The 23,525-nt window shown below is 39.6% G+C and carries 7 protein-coding genes and 1 pseudogene; 7 read left to right on the forward strand and 1 reads right to left on the reverse strand.

From position 1 onward, the window contains the following. Positions 1–119: 119 nt before the first annotated feature. From AACU25_RS35225 to AACU25_RS35255, 7 genes and pseudogenes are all read left to right on the forward strand, one after another. On the forward strand, positions 120–1,127 hold the full coding sequence (locus AACU25_RS35225) for a DUF6208 family protein (RefSeq protein ID WP_096584893.1): 1,008 nt from the start codon (positions 120–122) through the stop codon (positions 1,125–1,127). Positions 1,128–1,589: 462 nt separating this feature from the next. Then, positions 1,590–8,018 carry a non-ribosomal peptide synthetase gene (locus AACU25_RS35230; RefSeq protein WP_096584896.1) on the forward strand — a complete coding sequence of 2,143 codons (6,429 nt, stop codon included), beginning with the start codon at positions 1,590–1,592 and terminating at the stop codon, positions 8,016–8,018. Between the two features lie 37 nt (positions 8,019–8,055). Continuing rightward, positions 8,056–8,277, forward strand: coding sequence for an MbtH family protein (locus tag AACU25_RS35235; RefSeq protein ID WP_096584899.1), 222 nt, complete (start codon positions 8,056–8,058; stop codon positions 8,275–8,277). Between the two features lie 212 nt (positions 8,278–8,489). Beyond that, the gene (locus AACU25_RS35240; RefSeq protein WP_321206558.1) at positions 8,490–9,302 is read left to right on the forward strand and encodes a glycosyltransferase family 32 protein; all 813 of its coding nucleotides are present in this window, start codon (positions 8,490–8,492) and stop codon (positions 9,300–9,302) included. Between the two features lie 108 nt (positions 9,303–9,410). Next, a pseudogene (locus AACU25_RS35245) lies at positions 9,411–10,275 on the forward strand (cupin-like domain-containing protein). A 224-nt stretch (positions 10,276–10,499) separates the two neighbouring features. Continuing rightward, positions 10,500–11,429, forward strand: a complete 930-nt coding sequence (locus AACU25_RS35250; RefSeq protein ID WP_096584902.1) for an ABC transporter ATP-binding protein — start codon at positions 10,500–10,502, stop codon at positions 11,427–11,429. After that, the gene (locus AACU25_RS35255; protein WP_096584905.1) at positions 11,422–12,195 is read left to right on the forward strand and encodes an ABC transporter permease; all 774 of its coding nucleotides are present in this window, start codon (positions 11,422–11,424) and stop codon (positions 12,193–12,195) included. Before AACU25_RS35250 ends, AACU25_RS35255 begins: the two co-directional genes overlap by 8 nt. A gap of 372 nt (positions 12,196–12,567) precedes the next feature. Here the strand turns inward: AACU25_RS35255 and AACU25_RS35260 are convergent, their stop codons facing one another. Next, positions 12,568–23,505, reverse strand: coding sequence for a non-ribosomal peptide synthetase (locus tag AACU25_RS35260; RefSeq protein WP_096584907.1), 10,938 nt, complete (start codon positions 23,503–23,505; stop codon positions 12,568–12,570). Positions 23,506–23,525 lie beyond the last annotated feature (20 nt).

A 23,525-nucleotide genomic window follows, 5' to 3' on the forward strand; every position in this document is an offset into this window, starting at 1 on the left:
ACACACAATATAAGGTGATTGAATCTAAGCAATAAATCGGAATTGGGAAAAATATCTAGCTAGGAATAAATGAGCCACAATCATTTAACCTTTTTACACCACTATAAAATAATTAATAAATGAAAAATAGCGAAAACCCTTTAGATATAGAGCTTTTGTGGGAAATCCCACTAGCTTTTTTGTCTTGGATATTTTTTAAAACGGTAAGGCTATTAATACGTACTATTGCAAATAGTAATACAAATTTAAACAAAAAAACAGGTTTTAAATGGCTACTATACTCTGAAGAATTACTAAGAAAACCTTTAATATTACTATCTATTTTAGTTACGGGACCCCGTTGGAACCCCCATGTAATTGCTGCTGGTGCTGGACCATTTTATGTCAAAGAATCGTTAGCCATAGATGTAAAATCTTGTCTAGATTCAGCCCAATCATGGACTATCGGTATTTATAGTTTTCCTAAGGGAAAAGCTATTACACATATAGCATATCATAGTTTAAATTTCCAGGAAGAATGGCATCAAGTAAAACTTAATCCTGGAAAATATACTTTAGGAATAAGATACTATCATTGGTCTGCTATAGTTGATTTACCAGCTATCAATGTAGATGGATATCAAGTTATTAATACTCAATCAATTAACAATGATGATATCAACGATTACCTCAAAAATTTAGCAGCACGAGATAATTTTTTTTACCGATGCCTTAATTATTACATATTTACTCTACTAATTTGCCAAAAATGGATATCACAAAAATGGGTTCAGAAAGAATATTTACCTGTTGGAGATACAAATAACGAGTTTTTTTATGGAGTGATTTATCAGGGGTGTTCTTTAAACTTCCAGATAAATCCGCTATTTTTGAAAAACTATGATATTTATTTAACAATATATAATCGTTCTAGTTTCCCAGTTATCTGGTATCAGATACGGGAAGAAAAACACACAACTTCCATAGTAGAAAAAGATGGTTTCTATTTAATTCGGCTTCGTTCCCACTCATCTTCCACATTTCAAGATGAAGTATCTGATAATTCAAAAATAATTCCTAATAATGAAACATTAAGGATTAATATGTTCAATACCTTCGCTAAAAAAAGAGTGGGAAGAAAGGGCTGAGAGAGGAATGGTACTAAAATAAGCTGAAAAAAGCGGTTTTGACGATTTATTTTTGCCGTTCGCTACAAGTCACAGTGACTTTAGTATCTCTGATTTCGGTGGTAAGCTAATCCGCATTTAAACTGCAATATAGCTACTATTTCCTTTATTTTTGATTTTCCGATACCATTTACAGCGATTTTCAGGTACATGAACCACGTCTTTATAGAGTATTAAATATTGTAGAAGGTGGTATTTGCATTAAACTACGACTGTTAACATTTGTTTTAGGCAGGTTATTGTAAGTTGACGATACAGTTTGTTAATACCAATTCTCTATGAAGATGAGCTTTTTATTTATCCTCTTGCAAAAGTCTTAATTTTCGCCAATTTACTAGAGAATTAGTATCAGCAGTTCAAAATAGTAAATTTACCTGATTTTTATCAGTAATCAAGTTAATTTATTTCAGGAATTTTTCACCAGTGAATAGTATATTATCCTTATCTATAAATCAACGGGAAATCTATCTTGACCAAATGATGTGGTTGGAAGGTTCCCATCTGAATATTGGTGCGACTGTAACAGTTTTGGATGCATTTGATATTGAAATTTTCAATTATGCAATGAATCAGGTAATTCGCTGTCATCCCGGTTTACGGACGCGAATTTATGAATTAGAAGGAAAGCCTTTACAAATTATTGCACCGCACCATGACGCAGCAGTAAAATTAGTTGATTTCTCTAGTTATGAAAACAGCGAAAAATCTGCTGAAGAATATATAAATAAAGAATTTACTCAACCTTTTAGCTTTGGCGAACATAACCCACTAGTTGATTTTCAGCTAATTCGCACCAGTAACCAAAAACACATCATTTTTGCTAAATATCATCATGCAATTACCGATGGTTGGGGAACTTCTATCTTTTTCCGGGAAGTAATTAAAACTTACAACCAAATTATTCACGATGGGGTTGATACCCAAACCGAACAAGATTGTTATTTAACTGAATATCTTCAGGAAGAATCAGAATATTTAGCAGGGCGAAATTATCCGCGCGATCGCGATTATTGGAAACAGCGCCTCACTGGTATTTCTCCCCAAGTTTTCCCCCAAATTAAGGACGCAGGATTAACAGGCGATCGCCAAGCAATTTATATTCCCCGCGAGCAGTATAATCGCGTAAATACTTTATGTCAAGAAATCCAATCGAATGCGTTTCATTTTATTTTAGGCTTAATCGCCGTTTGTTTAACTAATCGTTACCAAAAGCCAGATTTAACTGTGGGTTTATCTCTCCTTAATCGCAATAAGAAAAGCTTTAAGGATGCTATTGGCTTATTTGTCAGTACGATTCCTTTCCGCGTGCCAGTAAATAGCAATGAAACAGTTCACCAACTATTAGATAATATCCGTTCTTTATTGCGTCAAGATTATCGCCATCAACGCTTCCCTCTAGGAGAAATGAAGCGTCTAGCAGGCTTACAATTAAATAGTAAAGAACATTTATTTGAAGTTTATTTATCCTACGAAAGACACGATTACAACGAATGTTTTGCTGATAGTCAAACAAGCTGCGTACCTTTGTACAGTGGACAACAAAAAGTCCCACTGATTATTTATGTCCGTGAATATGCCGAAAATAGCGATATCAAAATCGATTTTGATTATAATCTTGCCTATTTAGATGCTGAAACAGTCAGCCAGATAGTGACAGATTTTCAAAATTTGTTTACTACTGCCATAGAAAGATTAGAAAAGCCAATTTCTAGTCTGGTTGCTAAATCGCCAGAAGCCAATAATTATAACATTATTCAACCAGAAATTTCTCTGGATATTTCCAATTATGAAACATTAGTTTCAGCCTTTGCAACTACCGCCGATACCTATCCAGAAAACCCAGCAGTTAAATTTAATAAAAATACCCTCACCTATGCTGAATTAAATAGCAAAGCCAACCGCTTGGCGAATTATTTAATCAGTCAAGGAGTTCAAGCAGGAACGCGAGTGGGGATATGTTTAGAACGTTCAGAAAATATAGTAATTGCCATTTTAGGTATCCTGAAAATAGGTGCAGCTTATGTACCTATCGATCCTAACTCTCCCGCTACCCGTCTGCAATTAATTCTCCAAGATAGCGGAATTTCTGCATTGATTGCTGAACCAGGAATTTTATCAGCATTAACTAACAAAGAAATTTTAGGTTTCACTCTTCCATCTCTAGAATCGGAACTAATTAATCAACCAGATACAGCGCCAGAAGTTGTCATTAAACCGGAATTTCCTGCTTATATTATTTACACTAGCGGTTCCACTGGTACGCCTAAAGGTTGTATCGTCACCCATAGAAACGCCATCCGGTTAATGCGTTCCACAGAACCTTGGTTTGGCTTTAACGACAAAGATATTTGGACGCTGTTTCATTCCTTCGCTTTTGACTTTTCTGTGTGGGAATTGTGGGGTGCTTTACTTTACGGCGGTAAAGTAATTATTGTACCTTTCTGGTTAAGCAGAACGCCAGAAAGTTTCCGCGAATTCCTCACCACAGAACGGGTAACTGTTCTCAATCAAACTCCTTCCGCTTTCTATCAACTAATTCGCGCCGATGAAGCGAGTGTAGGAAGACTGGCGTTACGTTATATCATTTTTGGTGGTGAAGCTTTAGATTTTCCCACTTTACGTCCTTGGTTTGAAAAGTACGGCGATAAAAACCCGCGTTTAATTAATATGTACGGGATTACAGAAACTACCGTTCATGTCACGTATCGCCCAATTTCTCGGCAAGATTTGACAGGAAATGCTAGTGTTATCGGTAGAGAAATTCCTGACTTACAGGTATATTTACTTGATGACAAATTACAACCAGTTACTGATGGTTTACCAGGAGAAATTTACGTAGCTGGTGCTGGGGTGACTAGCGGTTATTTAAATCGTCCCGCATTAACAGCAGAAAGGTTTTTAGCTAATCCTTTTGGTAGTGGAAAAATTTACCGCAGTGGTGATTTAGGGCGGAGATTAGCCAACGGGGATTTAGAATATTTAGGACGGATAGATCAACAAGTTAAAATTCGCGGTTTTCGGATTGAATTAGGAGAAATTCAAGCAGCGTTAACATCCCATTCTCAAGTGCGGGAAGCAGTGATTGTCACTGATGAATGGGAAGCCGAAAATCGCTTAGTTGCTTATTATGTTCCTGGGGAAACTAACCCCACAGCTAATGAATTGCGTCAGCATTTAAAAACTAAGCTACCTGATTACATGATACCTGGAGCTTATGTGAGTTTAGATGCTTTCCCCCTGAATGTTAACGGGAAAATTGACAATAAAGCCTTACCTGCTCCAGATTGGAATTTGTTAAGGGTAGAAGAAAATTATATAGCCGCGCGTAACGCCGATGAAGAAACTTTATGTGCAATTGTCGCCGCTACTTTAGGAATAGAAAAAGTCGGAATTGACGATAATTTCTTTGATATTGGTGGCGATTCCATTTTAGCTTTACAAGTCATCGCCAAAGCTAAAAAAGCTGGTTTTGCAATTTCCGCGCGAGAACTTTATGAATCAGCGACGGTGCGTCAATTAGCTACAAAAAAAGCAGCAGTTGCTGTATCTAATAATAATATTAGTGACAATCCGACAGTTAACTTGCTATCAGCAGCAGATAGACAAAGCTTACCAAAAGATGCAGCCGATGCTTATCCCCTTTCGAGTTTACAGGCGGGAATGCTTTATCACACAGAAATGCATCCCGAATCGGCAATTTTCCATCAAATTTTCACCTTTGATTTACATCTGAGCTATTCTGAAGTAGCCTGGAAAAAAGCGATCGCGGATATTTGTGATGCTCATCCAGTATTGCGGACTTCCTTCCATTGGACAAGATACAGCACTCCCATCCAAATTGTTCACACCCAAGTAGAATTACCTTTAACGATTGTCGATTTGCGGGATTTGGGAGCAAACGCCCGGCAAAAAGTGGCAGAATGGATTGAATCAGAAAAAAATCGCGCCTTTGATATCACCAAACCGCCTTTATTCCGGTTCCAAATTCACCGACTCGCTGATGCTGAACTCAGCTTTAGCTTTAGTTTTCACCACGTGATTCTCGATGGTTGGAGTGTAGCGACGTTGTTAACGCAACTGTTACAACGTTATATTCAGTATTTAGCATCAGAAACCCTTCCGGCTTTGACAATACCGGAGATTAATTACAAAGATTTTATCGCCCAAGAACAACAAGCGATCGCATCTGGACAAATGCGAGAATTTTGGCAACAATATCTGAGTAATTTAGAAGTTACCACCCTCCCCCGTCTGAATATCCAGAAATCTCCAACGACATCTTTACAACGCCAACTAAAGCGCTTATCTATTAATATAGATGCACAATTAAGCGAAAAAATCCGCCAATTAGCCAAAAAAGCTGGCGTTCCCCTAAAAACAGCACTTTTAGCCGTGCATTTGCGCGTTATCTCCTTTATAACTGGACAAAAAGAAGTTGTTACTGGTAACGTCAGCAATGGAAGATTAGAAACCCTCGACAGCCAAAACTTGTTAGGATTATTCGTCAATACCATTCCCTTCCGCATGGATTTAACATCGGGAACCTGGCTAGAATTAATTCAATCAGTCTTCCGTGCGGAAAGTGACATGCTTCCGCATCGCAACTTTCCCCTCGCCGAAATGCAACGCTTGATTGATAGGCGTCCCTTGTTTGAAGTCGGATTTAACTATGTGCATTTCCACGTATACGAAGGGTTGCTGAATTTACCGCAAATATCAGTCCAGAACATTGATATTTTTGAAGAAACAGACTTTCCCTTCTTGGTAGAATTTTGTTTAGTTCCCGGAAGCAGCGCTTTGCAATTGAATTTAATCTATGATGTAGAACAGTTTGCGGCTGCACAGGTTGAGCAATATAGCCAATATTATCAAGCCGCTTTGACAGATATTGCTACCAATACCCACACACATTACCACAGGCGATCGCTTCTCTCACCCACAGAACGGCAAAACTTACTCCAAGCTGCTAACAGCAATCCTGCTAACTTCCCCTCTAGTGATACCCTCATCTCTGCCTTTAGCCAAGCAGTAGCCGAATATACAGATAAAATCGCCCTGGTTTGGCAAGAAACCACCCTCACCTTTGGCGAATTAGACACCCGCGCCAATCGTCTCGCCCATTACCTCCAAAGTCAAGGCGTGGGGACAGAAAGCTTAGTAGGACTGTGTTTAGAGCGCTCTGAACAATTAATCATTGCCATTTTAGCCATCCTCAAAGCTGGCGGTGCTTACGTTCCCATTGATCCCAGTTACCCAAGCGATCGCATAGAATTTCTTTTACAAGATAGCGGCGTTGTTCTCCTATTAACCGAGCAATCAGTAATATCCCAGATTCCCCAATCTGATACCAAAATCATCATTCTGGAAAATATTGCCACCCAACTAGAAAATTACAGCGCCGATGCTTTAGTAGTGCAGATATTACCAGAACATCCCGCCTATGTAATTTATACAAGTGGTTCCACAGGCAAACCCAAAGGCTGTATTGTCACCCACGCCAATGTGATGCGGCTGCTCAAAGCCACCGCATCTTGGTTTGCATTTAACAGCGAAGATGTTTGGACTTTATTCCACTCCTACGCCTTTGACTTCTCTGTGTGGGAACTCTGGGGAGCTTTATTATATGGTGGTCGAGTAGTTGTAGTCCCCTACTGGACAAGTCGCTCACCAAAAGACTTTTTACAACTACTGAAAAATCAGCAAGTTACAGTATTAAATCAAACGCCATCAGCCTTCCGACAATTAATCCAAGCAGCGACTCAAGAGCAGCAAAAGTTACCTTTGCGCTATGTAATATTTGGGGGAGAAGCCTTAGAACTATCAAGCCTACAACCTTGGTTTGAGTTATATGGCGACGCACAACCAAAATTGATTAATATGTACGGTATCACCGAAACCACCGTTCATGTCACCTATAGACCGATTACCCAGACAGATATCAGCGCCAATCGCGGAAGCGTTATCGGTCAACCCATCCCCGATTTACATCTATATATATTAGATGAGAATCTAGAACCAACCCCCGTAGGAACTCCTGGGGAAATTTATATTGGTGGTGCGGGAGTGACGCGGGGTTATCTCTATCAACCTCGTCTGAGTGCAGAAAGATTTATTCCTGACCCCTTTGCTAAAACTTTAGGTAGCCGTCTATACCGCAGTGGTGATTTGGCGCGGCGGTTACCAGACGGTGAACTAGAATATCTCGGACGCGCCGACCGACAAGTGAAAATACGCGGTTTCCGTATAGAAACTGGCGAAGTTAGCGCCGTTCTCAACAGTCACCCCCAAGTCAAAGAAGGCTTTGTCCTCTTGCGTAAATTTGCCAATGGAGATAAAAAGCTAGTTGCTTATTTTACCTCTAATACAGAGTCAGATTTGACAACAGTATTACCAGAGTATTTAAAAAGCAAACTTCCAGATTATATGATTCCCTCCGCCTTTGTGCCACTAGCAACCATTCCCTTGACTGTAAACGGTAAACTAGACCAAAAAGCCTTACCATTACCCAATGGGAATGCAAGCAGTAAACCTTACATTGCACCCAGAACCGAGCAAGAAGCCACTATTTGTGGATTAATGGCGAATTTACTAAACTTAGAACGGGTAGGAGTCAACGATGACTTCTTTGAAATTGGCGGAGATTCCCTGTTAGTCACACAACTAGCCATCCGTCTGCGTCAAACCTATGACAGCGAATTCCCCCTACCGCAACTATTCACCCATCGTACCCCAGAAGCGATCGCGCTTTTACTAGGTAGTTCGCCAACGGTGCAAACCACCAGCGAAATCCGCAAAGCAACTCGTCAACGCCGTTCTGTAAACTTAAGTGATGACGGCATTTTAGTTAATTAAAATTACGCTTGTAAACCGATAAAGGAGACTAAAAATCATGGCTAACAACGAACAAAACGACGAAACTATATATCTTGTAGTTGTCAATCATGAAGAACAATATTCAATTTGGCCGCAATGGAAACAAGAATTACCATTAGGATGGAAAGCAGTAGGCAAAGAAGGTAATAAAACCGAATGTTTAGCCTATATCGAAGAAGTCTGGACTGATATGCGTCCTTTAAGCCTCCGCCAAGCAATGCAAGAATCATCAAAGTAAACAACTGCTAACCAGGGAATAGGGAATAGGAAATACCCGGCGTTGCTGATTGATGGGATGATTTTTATCTCACGCATAGACACGGAGCGGCTTCCCGCAGGGTAGGCGCAAAAGCAAGCCAGTGCGTTGGGCGGCTCTGCCGACTTGAAGCAACTGGCGCGCAAAGAATCGACTTTCAGCTTTGTCTAGAAGTCTAAATTCATCCCGCAAATATGCAACGCCGAAAATACCCTAATTCCCAATGCCCAATGCCCAATGCCCAATGCCCCATGCCCCATCCCCAAACCATGAGCAAAATTCCCAAAATCATCCATCAGATTTTTTTTCTAGGAGAAGCCGCAATCCCCAAAAATTACCGTCGTTATCAGCAAACAGTTTTGCAAAATCATCCCCATTGGGAATATCAATTTTGGGATGAAGCCAAAGCCAGAAAATTTATGGAATCAAATTATTCCTGGTTTCTTCCTATATTTGATGCTTATCCCCATGATATTCAACGTCGTGATGCCATCCGTTATTTTATCCTTTATCATTATGGCGGATTTTATCTTGATATGGATGTTGAATGTCTCAAACCCCTGGATGATTTATTAGCAGATTTTGAACTAGTTTTATCCAAATTGGTGGGGTTTAGTAATGCGATTATGGGTAGTATTCCCAACCATCCTCTATGGTTGAAAGTATTTGCAGAATTAGAAAAACGTCAACATAATTTAGATAATAAAACCATGCCTTTGTATGTCGGCTACAGCACCGGGCCGATTATGCTAAATGATTGTGTAGTCGCTGGTAAATTTGATCAAAATTCCACCGTACTTGTCTGTCCAGGATACATTTTTGAACCAAGAGCACCAATGGAACTTAACGGTAAAATCTTCAAAAGTCAACCTAACTCACAGACCTATACAATACACCACATGACTACTTCTTGGTTGCCCAAAAAAGACCAAATAATTAGAGTTTTATTTGGTGTAATTGTCGAACCCTACTGGTTCTTTCGCTCTTTGCTCAAAGGTGTGCTTTAATTATTTTATGAGAGTTTTATCAAAAAGAATATTATTTTAATCAAAAGTTAAAATTCTTAAATTTAATACTCACTGAGTATAATACATACCTAATTATAGGTAAAAATCATGACTATAAATGCACAAAATCTATTTGATCAAACATCAATCAATCAAATTGAACGTATTCATAAACCTCAAGTAGATGAGTTTAGAAAAAAAATTTTTTCTTCAAGAAAACCAGTGATTATTACTGGCACAGTAACTGATTGGAAATCATATAGTTTATGGTCAATTGAGTATTTAAATAATCTTGTAGGTAATAAAGAAATTAATGTCAATATTTCCCCAAATAAAATATTTACTTTTGATCCACAAGCTCAATTTACTATAACTAGTAAAAAAATGAATTTTACTGATTTCACAGATTGGATTGTCCAAAAAAAAAACAACAAACGAATACTATTATCTCCAGCAAAGTTCAATTAAGAGCAGCTTTCCCGAACTACTTCCAGATATTGAAGTTCCAGATTATATTGAGCAAAAATTATTCATTATTGCAAATCTGTGGATAGGTACTGGTGGTAATATATCACCATTACATTATGATATGTCAGAAAACTTTTTATGTCAGTTGCGTGGTCGAAAGCGGGTTTTGCTGTTTGAACCAAAACAAACTTCTCTACTATATCCTTTTCCCGCACATTCAAAAATACCACACATGAGCCAATTAAATATTGACCAAATTGACAGCGATAAATTTCCTAAATTTCAAAAAGCAAAATACATAGACTGTATGCTGGAGCCTGGTGAAATGCTTTTTATTCCAGCTTTTTGGTGGCACCAAGTTTACTCTCTCGATCAGCTAAATATTGCTATTAACTTCTGGTGGAAAACTAATTTTAAAGAGTATTTGAAACCAAATGGAAGCCGATTGGTATCACAGATACCTCGTCTGATTTGGCAAAATATTAAGAATTTTGCGGGGCTTTAATACCTTGAACTGGAAGTAGGTAAAAGTAGTAGCAAAAAATTCGTCTTGTTCATCAAATAATTATCTCAGAGAGAGATTATAATGGTTGTAAAGATTTATTTACATACACATATCGCCAAATCTCATCAACTGCGCGTTTAACTCCACCCGCAGCACGACAAGCATCACCCAAACGACCACTATTGACTAAGTTTTATATCAATATTCAACATTTCTGGTTCCTGATGTACGTACTGGAAGCTTACAACCTCAAAAAAACTTACCGTCAAAACAATCAAATTATTGAAGCGGTTAAAAATGTTTCCCTTGCCATTCATCCTAAAGAAGTACTAGCTTTTCTTGGACCCAATGGTGCTGGTAAAACAACGACGATTAAAATGATTGCCGGACTAATTCACCCAGATAGAGGTTCAGTCAAAATTGCCGGCAGCGATCCTCATCGCAATTCAGCAGCACTACAAAATCTAGGTGCAGTGCTGGAAGGAAATCGTAACTTATATTGGCGATTGACTCCTGAAGAGAATCTGGAATATTTTGGAGTACTCAAAGGATTGACCCGACAACAAGCACGGCGGTCGGGAATGGAGCTGTTAGAAAGATTTGGATTAATGCACAAACGCCTAACTCCAGTCCAGCAACTTTCACGGGGAATGCAGCAGAAGGTAGCATTTGCTGTGGCATTGATTCATCAACCCCAACTTTTATTACTAGATGAACCAACTTTAGGACTTGACGTTGAAGCAACAGAAAATGTCAAAGTTTTAGTGCGAGAAATTGTTGCCAATGGTTGTGCTATTCTGTTGACAACTCATCAATTAACAATAGCGGAAGAGTTATCAGATAGAATTGCCATTATTCAAAAAGGTGAAATTTCAACTCAATTACCAACTCAACAATTAATTCGCAAATTTTCTGGCTCATCTTACAAAATTGAAACAGAAACTGCAATAGATGCAAGACGTATTGAAGTTTTAGAAACCATTGGTGCTAAGGTTGTAGAAAGTAATATTATTTATGTCGAACATCCGGAATTCCTCTATAAAGTTTTAGAAATTCTCAATCCTATACCACTGCATCGTATAGAAAAAGCAGAAGCTGATTTGACGCAAATATTTTTAAAATTAATCAGAGAAGGTAATAATATCAATGCTTGAATTATTTCTAGCAGAATTGCGGCGGAGTTGGATTGTTTTTCACCGTTACCCCTTTGAAGCAATAGTAGGAATTTTTATTTTTACTACTTTCTTTTATGGACTTTTTTTAAGTGCTCGTTATATTGCTGGATCAAGCTTTCAATTTGGTGAGCGCCTCGATTCTATAGTTATCGGTTATGTCCTTTGGACTTTAGTATCGTTTATTCAGATAAACATCGCTGGAGAATTACAGTATGAAGCGCAAACGGGTACTTTAGAACAAATTTTTCTTTCTCGTTATAGTGCAATTAAAGTATTTTTAATGCGAACATTCGCTAACTTAATTATTCAGATATTTATCATGATTAGTATTTTAATTATTATTATTATCCTGACAGGAATCCGCCTCAGTTTTCCTCTATCTTTACTTTTACCACTAGCTACTGTCTTAATGGGAGCTTATGGCATTGCTTTTACTATTGGTTCCATCGCTTTATTATTTAAGCGTGTTCAACAAATGTTAACGATATTTCAATTTGCATTGCTATTTTTAATCGCAACTCCCATTGAAAATTGGAGGTCACCACTATACATTTTAGGGCAATTACTTCCCATGACTCCCGGCGCAGAATTGCTGCGGGATTTGATGGCAAGAGGTGAAAGTTTAAATTTTTCAAAATTGATTATAGCTTTTATCAATGGAGGAATATATTTTGCTGTGGGATTATTAATTTTCCGTTTTGCTGAACATACTGCGAAAAAACGGGGAATGCTGAGTGGGTATTAAACCTCACCCCCTTCCCCCATCCTTATCAAGGCTATGGTGTACACACAAGTAGATCTAGAACGAGTTTCCAACCAAAAACCAATACCACTAATATCCCTAATTATGATAGTCTGCTGTTGATGACGCTAAGTTGTATGGCAGCATAGGAGGTCCATTTGAAGGATTAAGCGACCAAGAATAGAGGCTATTTGAAGACATATTCTCCAAGGAAACAGAAAAAAGAGAACGGGAAATTTCTCATGCACCATTTCGCCATGTACTTAATACATTACTGTATATAGTGATTTAATGCCGCTGATGATTTGGGAGTTATGCTTAGCTCGTGATATCGTTACTGAGAATTCTCTACCTTCCTATTTTTTAGCTAAACTGTTAATTAAGTTTTCGCTTGGCTTCTAGAAGCTTGATTTTTTCTTCTGGCGTCATATGTTTTAGGCGTAAAAAGGCTTTGGCGATTTTTTCAGTACGTCCTGATTCCGGTTCTTTTACTAATAGAAGTTGTGCCATTCTTTCAATTGTTACTGTGTCAAAAAGTTCGCGTAATTCCAAATCAATTAAGAAGACTTTTCTGATACGTGCATGAACTTGAGCCACTAACAGAGAATGTCCGCCGAGTTGGAAAAAGTTGTCTGTGACTCCGACTTTCTCAACTGGGAGAATTTCTTGCCAAATATAGGTTAATGCCTCTTCAATGGGATTTCTTGGTGCTAGATATTCTTGGCGATAATCTGATTTATTTGGTAATGGTAAAGCACGCCGATCAACTTTATTATTCGGTGTTAATGGCATGGCATCAAGAAATACCCAAGCGGCAGGTAACATATAATCGGGTAGCTTTGCTAAGATATGCGATCGCAGATTTTCTTCAGTAGGTGCTGCGATTCCTGATTTCACAACTAAATAGGCAACTAGTGTTTTACCGACAGTATCATCAATGGCTTGGACAATAGCTTGCGCGATCGCTGGATGGGTTTCTAAAATGGTTTCAATTTCGCCTAATTCGATGCGATAACCACGGATTTTCACTTGGTAATCGCTGCGTCCCAAAAATTCAATTTCACCATTTCCTAGCCAGCGCGCTAAATCATCGGTACGATATAATCTCTCACCTGGGTTTGTAGCAAAAGGGTTGGGGACAAATCTATCTGCGGTTAAATCTGGTTTTTGGCGATAACCCCTTGCTAATCCAATTCCGCCAATGAATAATTCACCGACAATCCCTTGGGGAACGGGATTACCAGCCTTATCTAAAATATAAATTGAGGTGTTATCAATTGCCCGACCGATAGAAAGCGCATCTTCTGGTTGCTGAATTTGCTTAACGGTAGACCAAATTGTGGTTTCTGTCGGCCCGTAAACATTCCACAGTTCCACCTGAGAGTTGAGAAGAGTAGCTGCTAACTCAACGGGTATGGCTTCCCCACCGCAGAGAATGCAGAAATTATCCTGTGGTTCCCAACCTGCGGTTAACAGTAATCGCCAAGTGCTGGGGGTGGCTTGCATGATGGTGGCTTGGGATATTTGCAAGAGTTGAGCTAGCTTAAAGCCATCTTTGGTGGTTTCTTTGTCAGCGATGACTAATTTAGCACCAGTAATTAAAGGTAAGAATAACTCTAAGCCGGCAATGTCAAAGGAGATTGTAGTTACTGCTACTAAAGTATCCGTAGATGTCAGGTTGAGTTTGGCTTGGAAACTGAGGAGGAAATTGACTACAGATTCATGGTGAATTTGTACTCCCTTGGGTTTGCCAGTGGAACCGGAAGTATAGATAACATAGGCTAAATGATTGTTACCCACAACCGCAGGCGGCGCTGTATCTGGTTGGGAAGATAGATCATCTAACAACAAAACTTTTGCTGATGAATCTGGTATTTGTGTAGCAATTTTAGCTTCTGTAATAATCGCCGTTACTCCACTGTCTGCCAGCATCCAAGAAAGGCGATCGCGGGGGAAGGTAGGATCTAGTGGTAAGTATGCTGCACCTGCTTTCATAATACCTAACAGGGCGACGGGCAAACCTGCATGACGTTCTAAACATACCGCTACCAAAGTTTCCCTTGTTACGCCTAGTTGTAATAGTGCATGGGCGACTTGGTTCGATTGGCGTTCTATATCTGCATAGGTGAGGTCAGGAAAAATTGCGATCGCATCAGGAGTTTGAGCGGCTTGTTGGCTGAATAATTGATGTATGGGTGTAATCGGTAGTTGGGAATGGGTGATTGGCTGGGGTAAATTGGTAATTTCCTGTGCAGACAATAAGCCAATGTCACCGATAAATTGGGGATTTGCTGTGGCAATACTGGTCAATATCTGAGTGAGATATTGTAGTATTTGTTGCCTTTCTTCCTTGCTGCCGATATCCTGCCCAAACGCAATTTTCAGCGTTAAGTCCTCTCCTGGTAAGGCATAAAGGCTTATGGGGTAATGGTTTTTCTCTAGAGATTCTACAGAATGAATCGCCAATTCCCCTGGCTGATTACGCAGAGTTTCGGAGACTGGGTAATTTTCGTATACCACAATTGATGCAAATAACGGTTCTCCCCTGGGAATGTCACTCCAGGCTTGAATATCGACTAAGCGAGTGAAAGCATATTGATTAATTTGCGATAAGCGATCGCGTAGTGAGTTTAACCATTGTCCAAAAGGTGTGTCTGCATCTAATTTCAGGCGTAAGGGTAGGGTATTAATAAATAAACCTACCATTTCTGCAAAGCCGGATAATTCAGTGGCGCGTCCCGACACGGTGACACCAAAAATTACTTCCTCGCTACCGCTATATCGACTCAACAAAATACCCCAAGCCGCTTGTATTAAGGTGCTTAATGTGACTTGCTGTTTTTGGGCAAAGGTTTTGAGTTGGCTGTAAATTTCTTGGGGGATGGCAGTTTGTAAGGTTTGATAATCTTCGCTCGAGTTGTTTTTTATACCTAACACTGTAGCTTCCCGAACACCGCTTAATTCTTCTCGCCAGAAAGATGTAGCGGAACCAGAATCTTGTTTTTGTAACCAAGCGATAAAATCGCGGTAAATCGGCGGTTGGGGTAAAGTTGGAGGTTGGGTATTAGCTTGGTAAAATGCGATCGCATCTTGAAAAACTAGCGGTAATGACCAGCCATCTAACAACAAATGATGGTGAGTCCATAAGAAACGCCATTTTTCTGTTTCGGTTCTCACTAAAGTCATCCGCATCAGTGGCGCTGTTTCTGGTGATATTTTTTGCTGTCGGTCTGTTGTGACTAATAATGACCATTTTTCGGCTATTTCTTCAGCATTGAACTCACGCCAATCTGCATAAACAAAAGGTAAATTCACATGGCGGTGAATGCGCTGTAATGGTCGGGATAAATCTTGCCAAACAAAGGAAGCGCGTAAACTTTGATGGCGGTTAATACAAGCTTCCCAAGCATTTTTAAAAGTTTCGATATCGAGAATTCCTGCTATTTCTCCACTCACCTGTTGTAGGTAAACATCTTTGTCTGATTCGTAATTGCTATGGAAAAGTATTCCCTCTTGCACAGGGGACAGAGGATAAATATCTTCGACATCGATATTTCCGGCTAAAGCTATAGTTAATTGTTCTGCATTGATTGTAGCTAGGGGAAAATCTGCGGGGGTAAAACTATATGCTTGCTGGCGGCTAGTTGCTAATAGTAGCTGCAAATGCTTGGCGAAACTATCTGCTAAATGATGTATCGTTGCTTCTCGATGTAAGGCTTTGCTAAAACCAAACCGCATTTGTAATTTTCCGTTAGCAATTAAACTAGTAATTTCTAGTTGAAAAGCACGCCGATTTTCTGGATGTCGGGATAGTCCTACATCTTCAGTCGCCGGGTTAAAGGGTGCAGTTGGGGAAATATTTTCATCAAACTGTCCCAAATAATTAAATAGGATACCTTCAGGAATTGGTGCTAAAGTAAAGGCAAATTCTGGGTTTTGTGCCAGAATACCGTATGCAAAGCCATTATTGGGTAAGTTCCGCAACTGTTCTTTAACGCTGGCTAAGTTCGCGAAAATATCGCCTTTATTTTCTAATTTTATGGGGAAGAGAGATGTAAACCAGCCGACAGCATCAGAAATATCAATTGCGGTCAAATCGCTTTCTCTACCGTGACTTTCTAAGGCAATTAAGATGTTAGATTCTCCTGTCCATTCTGTGACTGCTGATAGTAAAGCAGTCAAAAGAACTTCTTGAATTCTGACTTTGTGGGTGCGGGGTAATTCATACAACAGGCTTGCAGTTTCTTCTTGGCTGAAATTGCACTCAATTTGACTAGCAGAAATTTCTGTGTTGTTGGCGATGTTATCGGGGAAGTCTAAAGGAAGTTGCGTATTATCAATATATTGCTGTTTCCAGAAATTAACTTCTTCTTCCCAGGTAGAATTTTCTGTTAGATGATGTAGGTGTTGAGTCCACTGTGGGAAGCCGATGCTATGAGTAGCTAAGGAAATTTCTTGTTGTTGTTCTAAAGCATTACAAGCTGTAGCTAAATCTTGTAAAATGACGCGCCAGGAAATACCGTCAACGATGAGGTGATGAATAATTAGTAATAGCTTATCGGCGGTATTGGCATCAGTTTGGAAATAGACGGCGCGGAACAGAGGCCCGATAGCTAAATTTAGTTGAGCTTGAAATTGGCTGGCTGTGGTTTGCAGTTGGGCTGATAATTCTGTTGCCGGAACAGCAGTAAAGTCAACAATATCAAAGTTTAAAACTCGTCTATCATCGTCTAACTTTTGTATCCAGCCAGTTGCAGTTTGCTGGAAGCGCAGGCGGAAAGCTGGGTGAATTTTGGCAAGATCATCTAAAGCAGTTTCACATTGGTTGGCATTAATTTCTGATTTAATATCTAAAAGTATTGCCTGATTCCAATGTTCTGGATGGGGTAAATTCTGGTTGAAGAACCATTTTTGAATAGGAGTCAGGGGGATTTCGCTACCTACAGGCAAAGTTAAAGCATTGGGAATTTTATTTGATGTTTTTACCTGTGCTGCTAACGCCTCAATTTGGGGATTTTTAAACAAATCTTGAGGCGTAAAATAAAAACCAGCATCCCGCGCTTTGGCAATAATTTGTAAAGCGAGAATTGAGTCTCCACCTAATTCAAAAAAGTTATCAGCAATTCCCACTTGGGATACTTGTAATACTTGCTGCCAAAGTTGAGTTAGTATCTGTTCAATTTCCGTGCGTGGGGCGATATATTGCTGATGGGTAACAATATTTTCTTCATCAGGAATTGGTAAAGCGTTGAGATTAATTTTGCCATTGGGTAGCAAAGGCCAAACATCAAGACTAACAAACAGCGAAGGCATCATATAATCGGGGAGTAACTCCGATAAATGCGATCGCAATAATGTTTGCCAATTTGCGGGAGGTGTTTGCAGTTGTAAATATGCAACTAGTCTTTGGGGTTTATCGGTAATTGCAATAGCTTTCGTGACAGCGCGAACTACCCAAGCAGGTTGTTCTAAAGCGGCGACAATTTCCCCAGTTTCGATGCGGAAACCTCGGATTTTCACCTGTTGATCGACACGTCCCAGGAACTCGATTCTACCATCAGGTAAATAACGCGCGCGATCGCCTGTGCGATACATCCGACTACCAAGATTTTCTGCAAAGGGGTCTGGTATAAAGCGTTCGGCGGTGATTCCCGGTGCATAGGCGTATCCCCTAGCTAATTGACAACCAGCAATATATAACTCTCCCGGCGTGCCAATGGGTACAGGTTGCATCAGGGAATTTAGGATATATAAATCTGCATGATTGACTGGTTGACCGATGGGAATTGTATCAGTAATTTCATTTAGTTGGCATTTATGAAATGCTACATCAATTGTTGTTTCCGCCGGGCCGTAAAGATTCACCAAAGGAATCGCTAAAAGTTGTGCAAACTCATCCCAAACCCGTTTTTTCAGTGCTTCACCACCACTAAAAACTAATCGCAGAGATGAACATTCAGCAAATCCCGGTTCACCTAACAGCATTTCTAATAGACTCGGCACCAATTGTAGCAGAGTCACTTTTTCTTGTTGAATAGTATTGACCAAATACGCCGGGTCTTGATGACCTCCCGGTTGTGCCATTACCAATTTAGCACCCACCATCAAAGGAGTCCAAAATTCCCACACCGACGCATCAAAGCTAAATGGTGTTTTTTGCAAGACGACATCGTGAGAAGTTACGCCAAAGGTTGCTAAAAACCAAGCTTGATGATCTGCTAAAGCCTGATGGGAAATGGTAATTCCTTTTGGTCTTCCTGTGGAACCAGAAGTGAAGATAATATATGCAATATTCTCATTTAAAACAGCAATTTCTAAATCTGCAACAGATTGAACTGCAATTTTTTCTTGATAAATATCAACACAGATAATTTGACAATTATCACCGACGAAATCAGAGAAAATTTCTAAATCAGAACGAGATAACAGTAGCTGAATTTGTGCATCTGCTAACATCGACTGAATCCGCGCCATTGGGTAATGGGGGTCAATGGGGACATAACAACCACCTGCTTTGAGAACCGCCAACATAGCACAAACCATGTCAAAGGAACGTTCTAAACAAATACCTACAGGTTGTTCTGCACTAATACCTAATTCAAGTAAGAATCTTGCTAGTTGATTCGCCTTGTGATTGAGTTGGCTATATGTCCAACTTTCTCCCTCACAAATAATTGCGATCGCTTCCGGATTGGCTGCTGCTTGTTGAGCTACAATTTCATGTACTGGGGTAACTGGTAATGGGTAATTTTCCCTTTGTTTCCCTGGAATTGAGAAAAGTGAAATCCCCATTTCTCCGTGAGGATTAGCAATTAAAGCATTGATACTATTTTGATAGTAATTACCAATATTGAAGATTTGCGCCTCTGCAAATTCTTGGCGGTCGTATGTGATATTAAAAGAAATATGTTCCCCACCGACTTCTTCATTCCAAGTTACAGCCAAAGGAATACTCGATTCATCCAAAGATTCGGCTTTAATTAACTCCACATCTCGCCAATTTAGCAAGCCTTGATAAACGTGGAAATGGACAAAATTAAATGATGTTTCATAGAGACTTTGCGATCGATGTAAACGCTGAATTTCTGCCAAAGGAAAGCGACGATAAGGCATTAATTCTTGTTCAGCTTGCCAAGTTTGTTTAATTAAGTCAACCCAAGAACCGCGCTGTAATGATAAGCGTAACGGTATTGTATTTAAGAATAGACCTAAAACGCGATCGCTATCAGTTTCTGTGGGTCTACCATTACTTACCAAACCTGTGACAATTTCTGTTTCTCCCGAATAAAAACTAATAACTTGCAGATGAACCGCTAGAAATAATGTTTTTAAAGGTACGCCTAACTGCTTGGCTAAGGTTTTTACAGCTTGAGAAATATTGACAGGTAAAATAATATCAAATTTACCCATTCTTGACCCTGAAAAAACCACACCCGGCCAGCGCGGAAGTTGAGTCAAGGGAATTTCTGCTAGTTGATTTTGCCAAAATTCTCGCTGTTTGACATCAGCTAAAGCCTGCTGTTCTAAAGCGATAAAGCGAGAATATTCTAAAGTTGGTGCTGGGGGAAGTGCAGGTACACCCCTATTCATTAGATGGAGATATAAGCCTGTTAATTCTGATAAGAAGTTGGCTAAACTCCATCCATCCATGATAGCATGGTGTAAAGTAAAACTGGCTTGTATAACGTTTTCATCCAGCAGATGAATATGAAAACGTATCAATGGCGCTTGTTTATAATCAAAGCGATTTGCCCGCTCTTTAATAATAAATTCTTGGATATAATCATCCTGTGCTGCTGCTGATAAAGCAGTTAAATCAGCAAAAATAATTTGGCTGGGGACTTCTTTAAGAATTACCTGAATTGGCTGAGTAAATTCTGCTAAATAAAATGCTGTTCTTAAAACCCGATGTCTGGCGAACATTTGCTTATAAGCAGCTTCCCAAATCGCTAAGTCAAAAGGTATACGAATCCGAAAACTAAAAACATCATGGTAAGTTGTGGAAGCTTCCGAATATTCACCATGAAATAACATTCCGGCTTGTAGTTGTCCTACAGGATAAGCATCCTCAGCTCCATCTGGTAATTTTTCTCTATCTTGGGGAGCAATTAAGGCGAAAGGTTGGGTATCAAGATGATGATTATCTGTGGCTGTGGCTGTTGTTAAAAACTCTGCTAAATCTGATAGCACAGGATGAGCAAAAATCTGCTCTAATTTTAAGTTTAATCCCTGGGCTTGGGCGAGGGAAACCACGCGAATACTGCGGATGGAATCGCCACCTAACACAAAATAATTATCAAATCTACCTACCTGATTTACCTCTAAAACTTGTTGCCAAATCTTAGCTAAAATCTCCTCAGTTTCTGTCGCGGAAGGAACAAAGGCAACTTCGAGATTTTCTCTTTGAATTTCTGGTTTAGGTAAGGCTTTTTTATCTAGTTTACCATTAGGAGTGAGGGGAAATTTATCTAAATAAACAATTTGCGAAGGTACCATGTAATCAGGTAGTTGCTGTTGCAAATAATTTCGCAGAGTTTCAATTGTCGGTTGCTGACCAGGGGTACAAACTATATAAGCAATCAACCGCTTTTGATGGGTTTCTGTATCAACATCTACTAAAACTATTGCTTCCTGAACTTGGGGAACCTGAGAAATCGCCGTTTCAATTTCACCAATTTCAATGCGGAAGCCACGAATTTTTACTTGGTCATCTATGCGTCCGAGATATTCCAAATCGCCGTTAGGAAGAAAGCGACCTAAATCACCAGTACGATATAAACGTGATGCTGATTTGGCGGTGATATCTGCAAAATAATCTTGCACAAACCTTTCTGCGGTTAATTCCGGTCGGTTGAGATAACCACGCGCCACCCCTGCGCCACCAACATACATTTCCCCAATTACCCCGGTGGGGAGAGGATTTCCATCAGCATCGAGGATATATAGTTGTAAATCAGGGATGGGTTGACCAATTAAACTACCAGATGGGTTGTCTATATCTTCTTGATTAATTGGTCTATAGGTGACATGGACGGTAGTTTCTGTAATTCCGTACATATTCACCAAGCGGGTTTGCTGTTCCCCATAACGTTCAAACCAAGGACGCAAACTGGGGAGATTTAAAGCTTCGCCGCCAAAGATAATGTAACGTAAACGAGAAAAGTTACAGTTAATGTCTCTACAGGCTAGTAATTGTGCAAAAGCTGAAGGAGTTTGATTGAGAACCGTGACTTTTTCATCTTGCAGTAATTGTAGGAAAGTTTGCGGGTCACGGCTAACGCAATAAGGAACGATAACTAACCTTCCGCCATAAAGTAACGCACCCCAAATTTCCCAAACAGAAAAATCAAAGGCGAAGGAATGGAAAAATGTCCAAACATCCTGCTGATTAAATGCAAACCAGTGTTGGGTACTGCGAAATAGACGAGTAACGTTATGTTGGGTAACTAATACACCTTTGGGTTTACCTGTGGAACCAGATGTATAGATAATATAAGCCCCAAAATCTGGGTCAAGATTTTCTATTGTTAAAGCTTCGGTGCTTTCATTTAAATAAGGCGCGTCTGCTGCATCTAAACATATTTTGTGGCTCGATTCTGGAAGCTGAGAACTAATAGCTGTTGTGGTGAGAATTAATTCGGCTTCACAGTCAGAAATAGTAAATTCAATTCTTTCACGGGGATAAGCTGGATCGATGGGCACATACACACCACCCGCCTTGACAACACCCAGCATAGCAATAATTAATTCTGGAGAACGTTCCAGACAAATTACCACTCGTTTATCTGTAGTAATACCTTGCTTTTGTAAATATCGGGCGATACGATTAGAGTTTTCATCTAATTCTTGATATGTAAAATTTTCTTGTTCAAAAGTGAGCGCAATTTGTTCTGGATATTTGCTGACAACTTCGGCAAATATCTCTCTGAGAGTTTCTTTACGTCCTAATGGCTGCGGTTTTGGTTTTGGTAAGCGATAACCAGGAGGAAGTAAAGATAAAGACTGTAAAGGCGCTTGAGGGTTATTTGCCATATTAATCAGCAAATTCCCAAATTGCTCAAGCAGTAATTCCATAGTTACTGCATCAAAGCGAGATGTATTGTAACTTAATTTCAGAGATAGCCCATCCCCAGGAACTACTACCAAAGTTAAAGGATAATGGGTAGTTTCAAAAAAGAAAGATTCGGGAACATTCAAGCCAAAATCTGCAGCTTTTAAAGATTTATCAACGGGAAAGTTTTCAAAAGCTAGCAAACTTTCAAACATTGGTTGTCCGCGAGGAACATCACTCCAGCCTTGAATATCTGACAGGCTAGAATCTTCAAATTGACGGATGAAAGCGGCGCGGGATTGCAGGTTTTGCAACCAAGAATCAAGGGTTTCTGTACCAAAAATGATGACACGAAATGGTAAAGTATTAATAAAGGGGCCAATCATGCCTTCTACCCCTAGTAATTCTGGAGGTCTTCCGGCTACTGTAATCCCATAAACTATGTCTTGATTGCGGCTATAACGGTTAATTAATATTGCCCAAGCCCCTTGAATAACTGTATTGAGGGTAACGCTACAATTTTGGGCTAATTTTTGTAATAATGCGGTAACTTCTGGCGATAGTAGCTGTTTAATTTCTCCGCTGACAAAAGCACTACTATGGTTGGTTTTAGACATCATTAATAGGGGACTAGCACTAGCAAATCCCGCCATATATTCCCGCCAAAATGCTTCACCATCTTGGGGATTTTTCTGTTTTAACCAAGCAATAAAATCACCATAAGGACGGACATTTGGTAAATAGATCTCGATATTTTCTTTAGCTGCTTTGTGCAACATTAAGAATTCACGTAGGAGAATTGGCCATGACCAACCATCTAAAATTATATGGTGATGACTCCAGACTAAATGCCAGGATTCTTCCCCTAGCCGAATTAATGTTACCCGCATCAATGGGGGACGATTTAAAATAAATCCTTGTTTTTTATCGGCTTCAAGAAATTCAGCAAGGTAGTTTTTTTGGGCTGAGTTACTCAGTCCACGCCAATCTTGTTCGGCGATATTAAATACCAGATTCCGAAAGACAATTTGTACGGGTTCGGTTTGCCCTTTGGTAACAATAGCAGTTCTTAAAATTGGATGTCTATCTACTAGGGTTTGCCATGCTTGACGCACTGCAATTACAGAAACTTTACCTTCTAACCGACAGTGAAATTGCTCGAAGTAAACGCCAGATTCTGGTTCGTAAAGGGAATGGAATAATAGTCCTTTTTGTAGAGGTGTGAGGGGAAAAATATTCTCAATTTTATCTTTTAGCTGCATATAACTATCCTTTTGTGGAG

It is taken from the genome of Tolypothrix tenuis PCC 7101, assembly GCF_963874875.1.
Taxonomy (GTDB): Bacteria; Cyanobacteriota; Cyanobacteriia; order Cyanobacteriales; family Nostocaceae; genus Aulosira; species Aulosira tenue.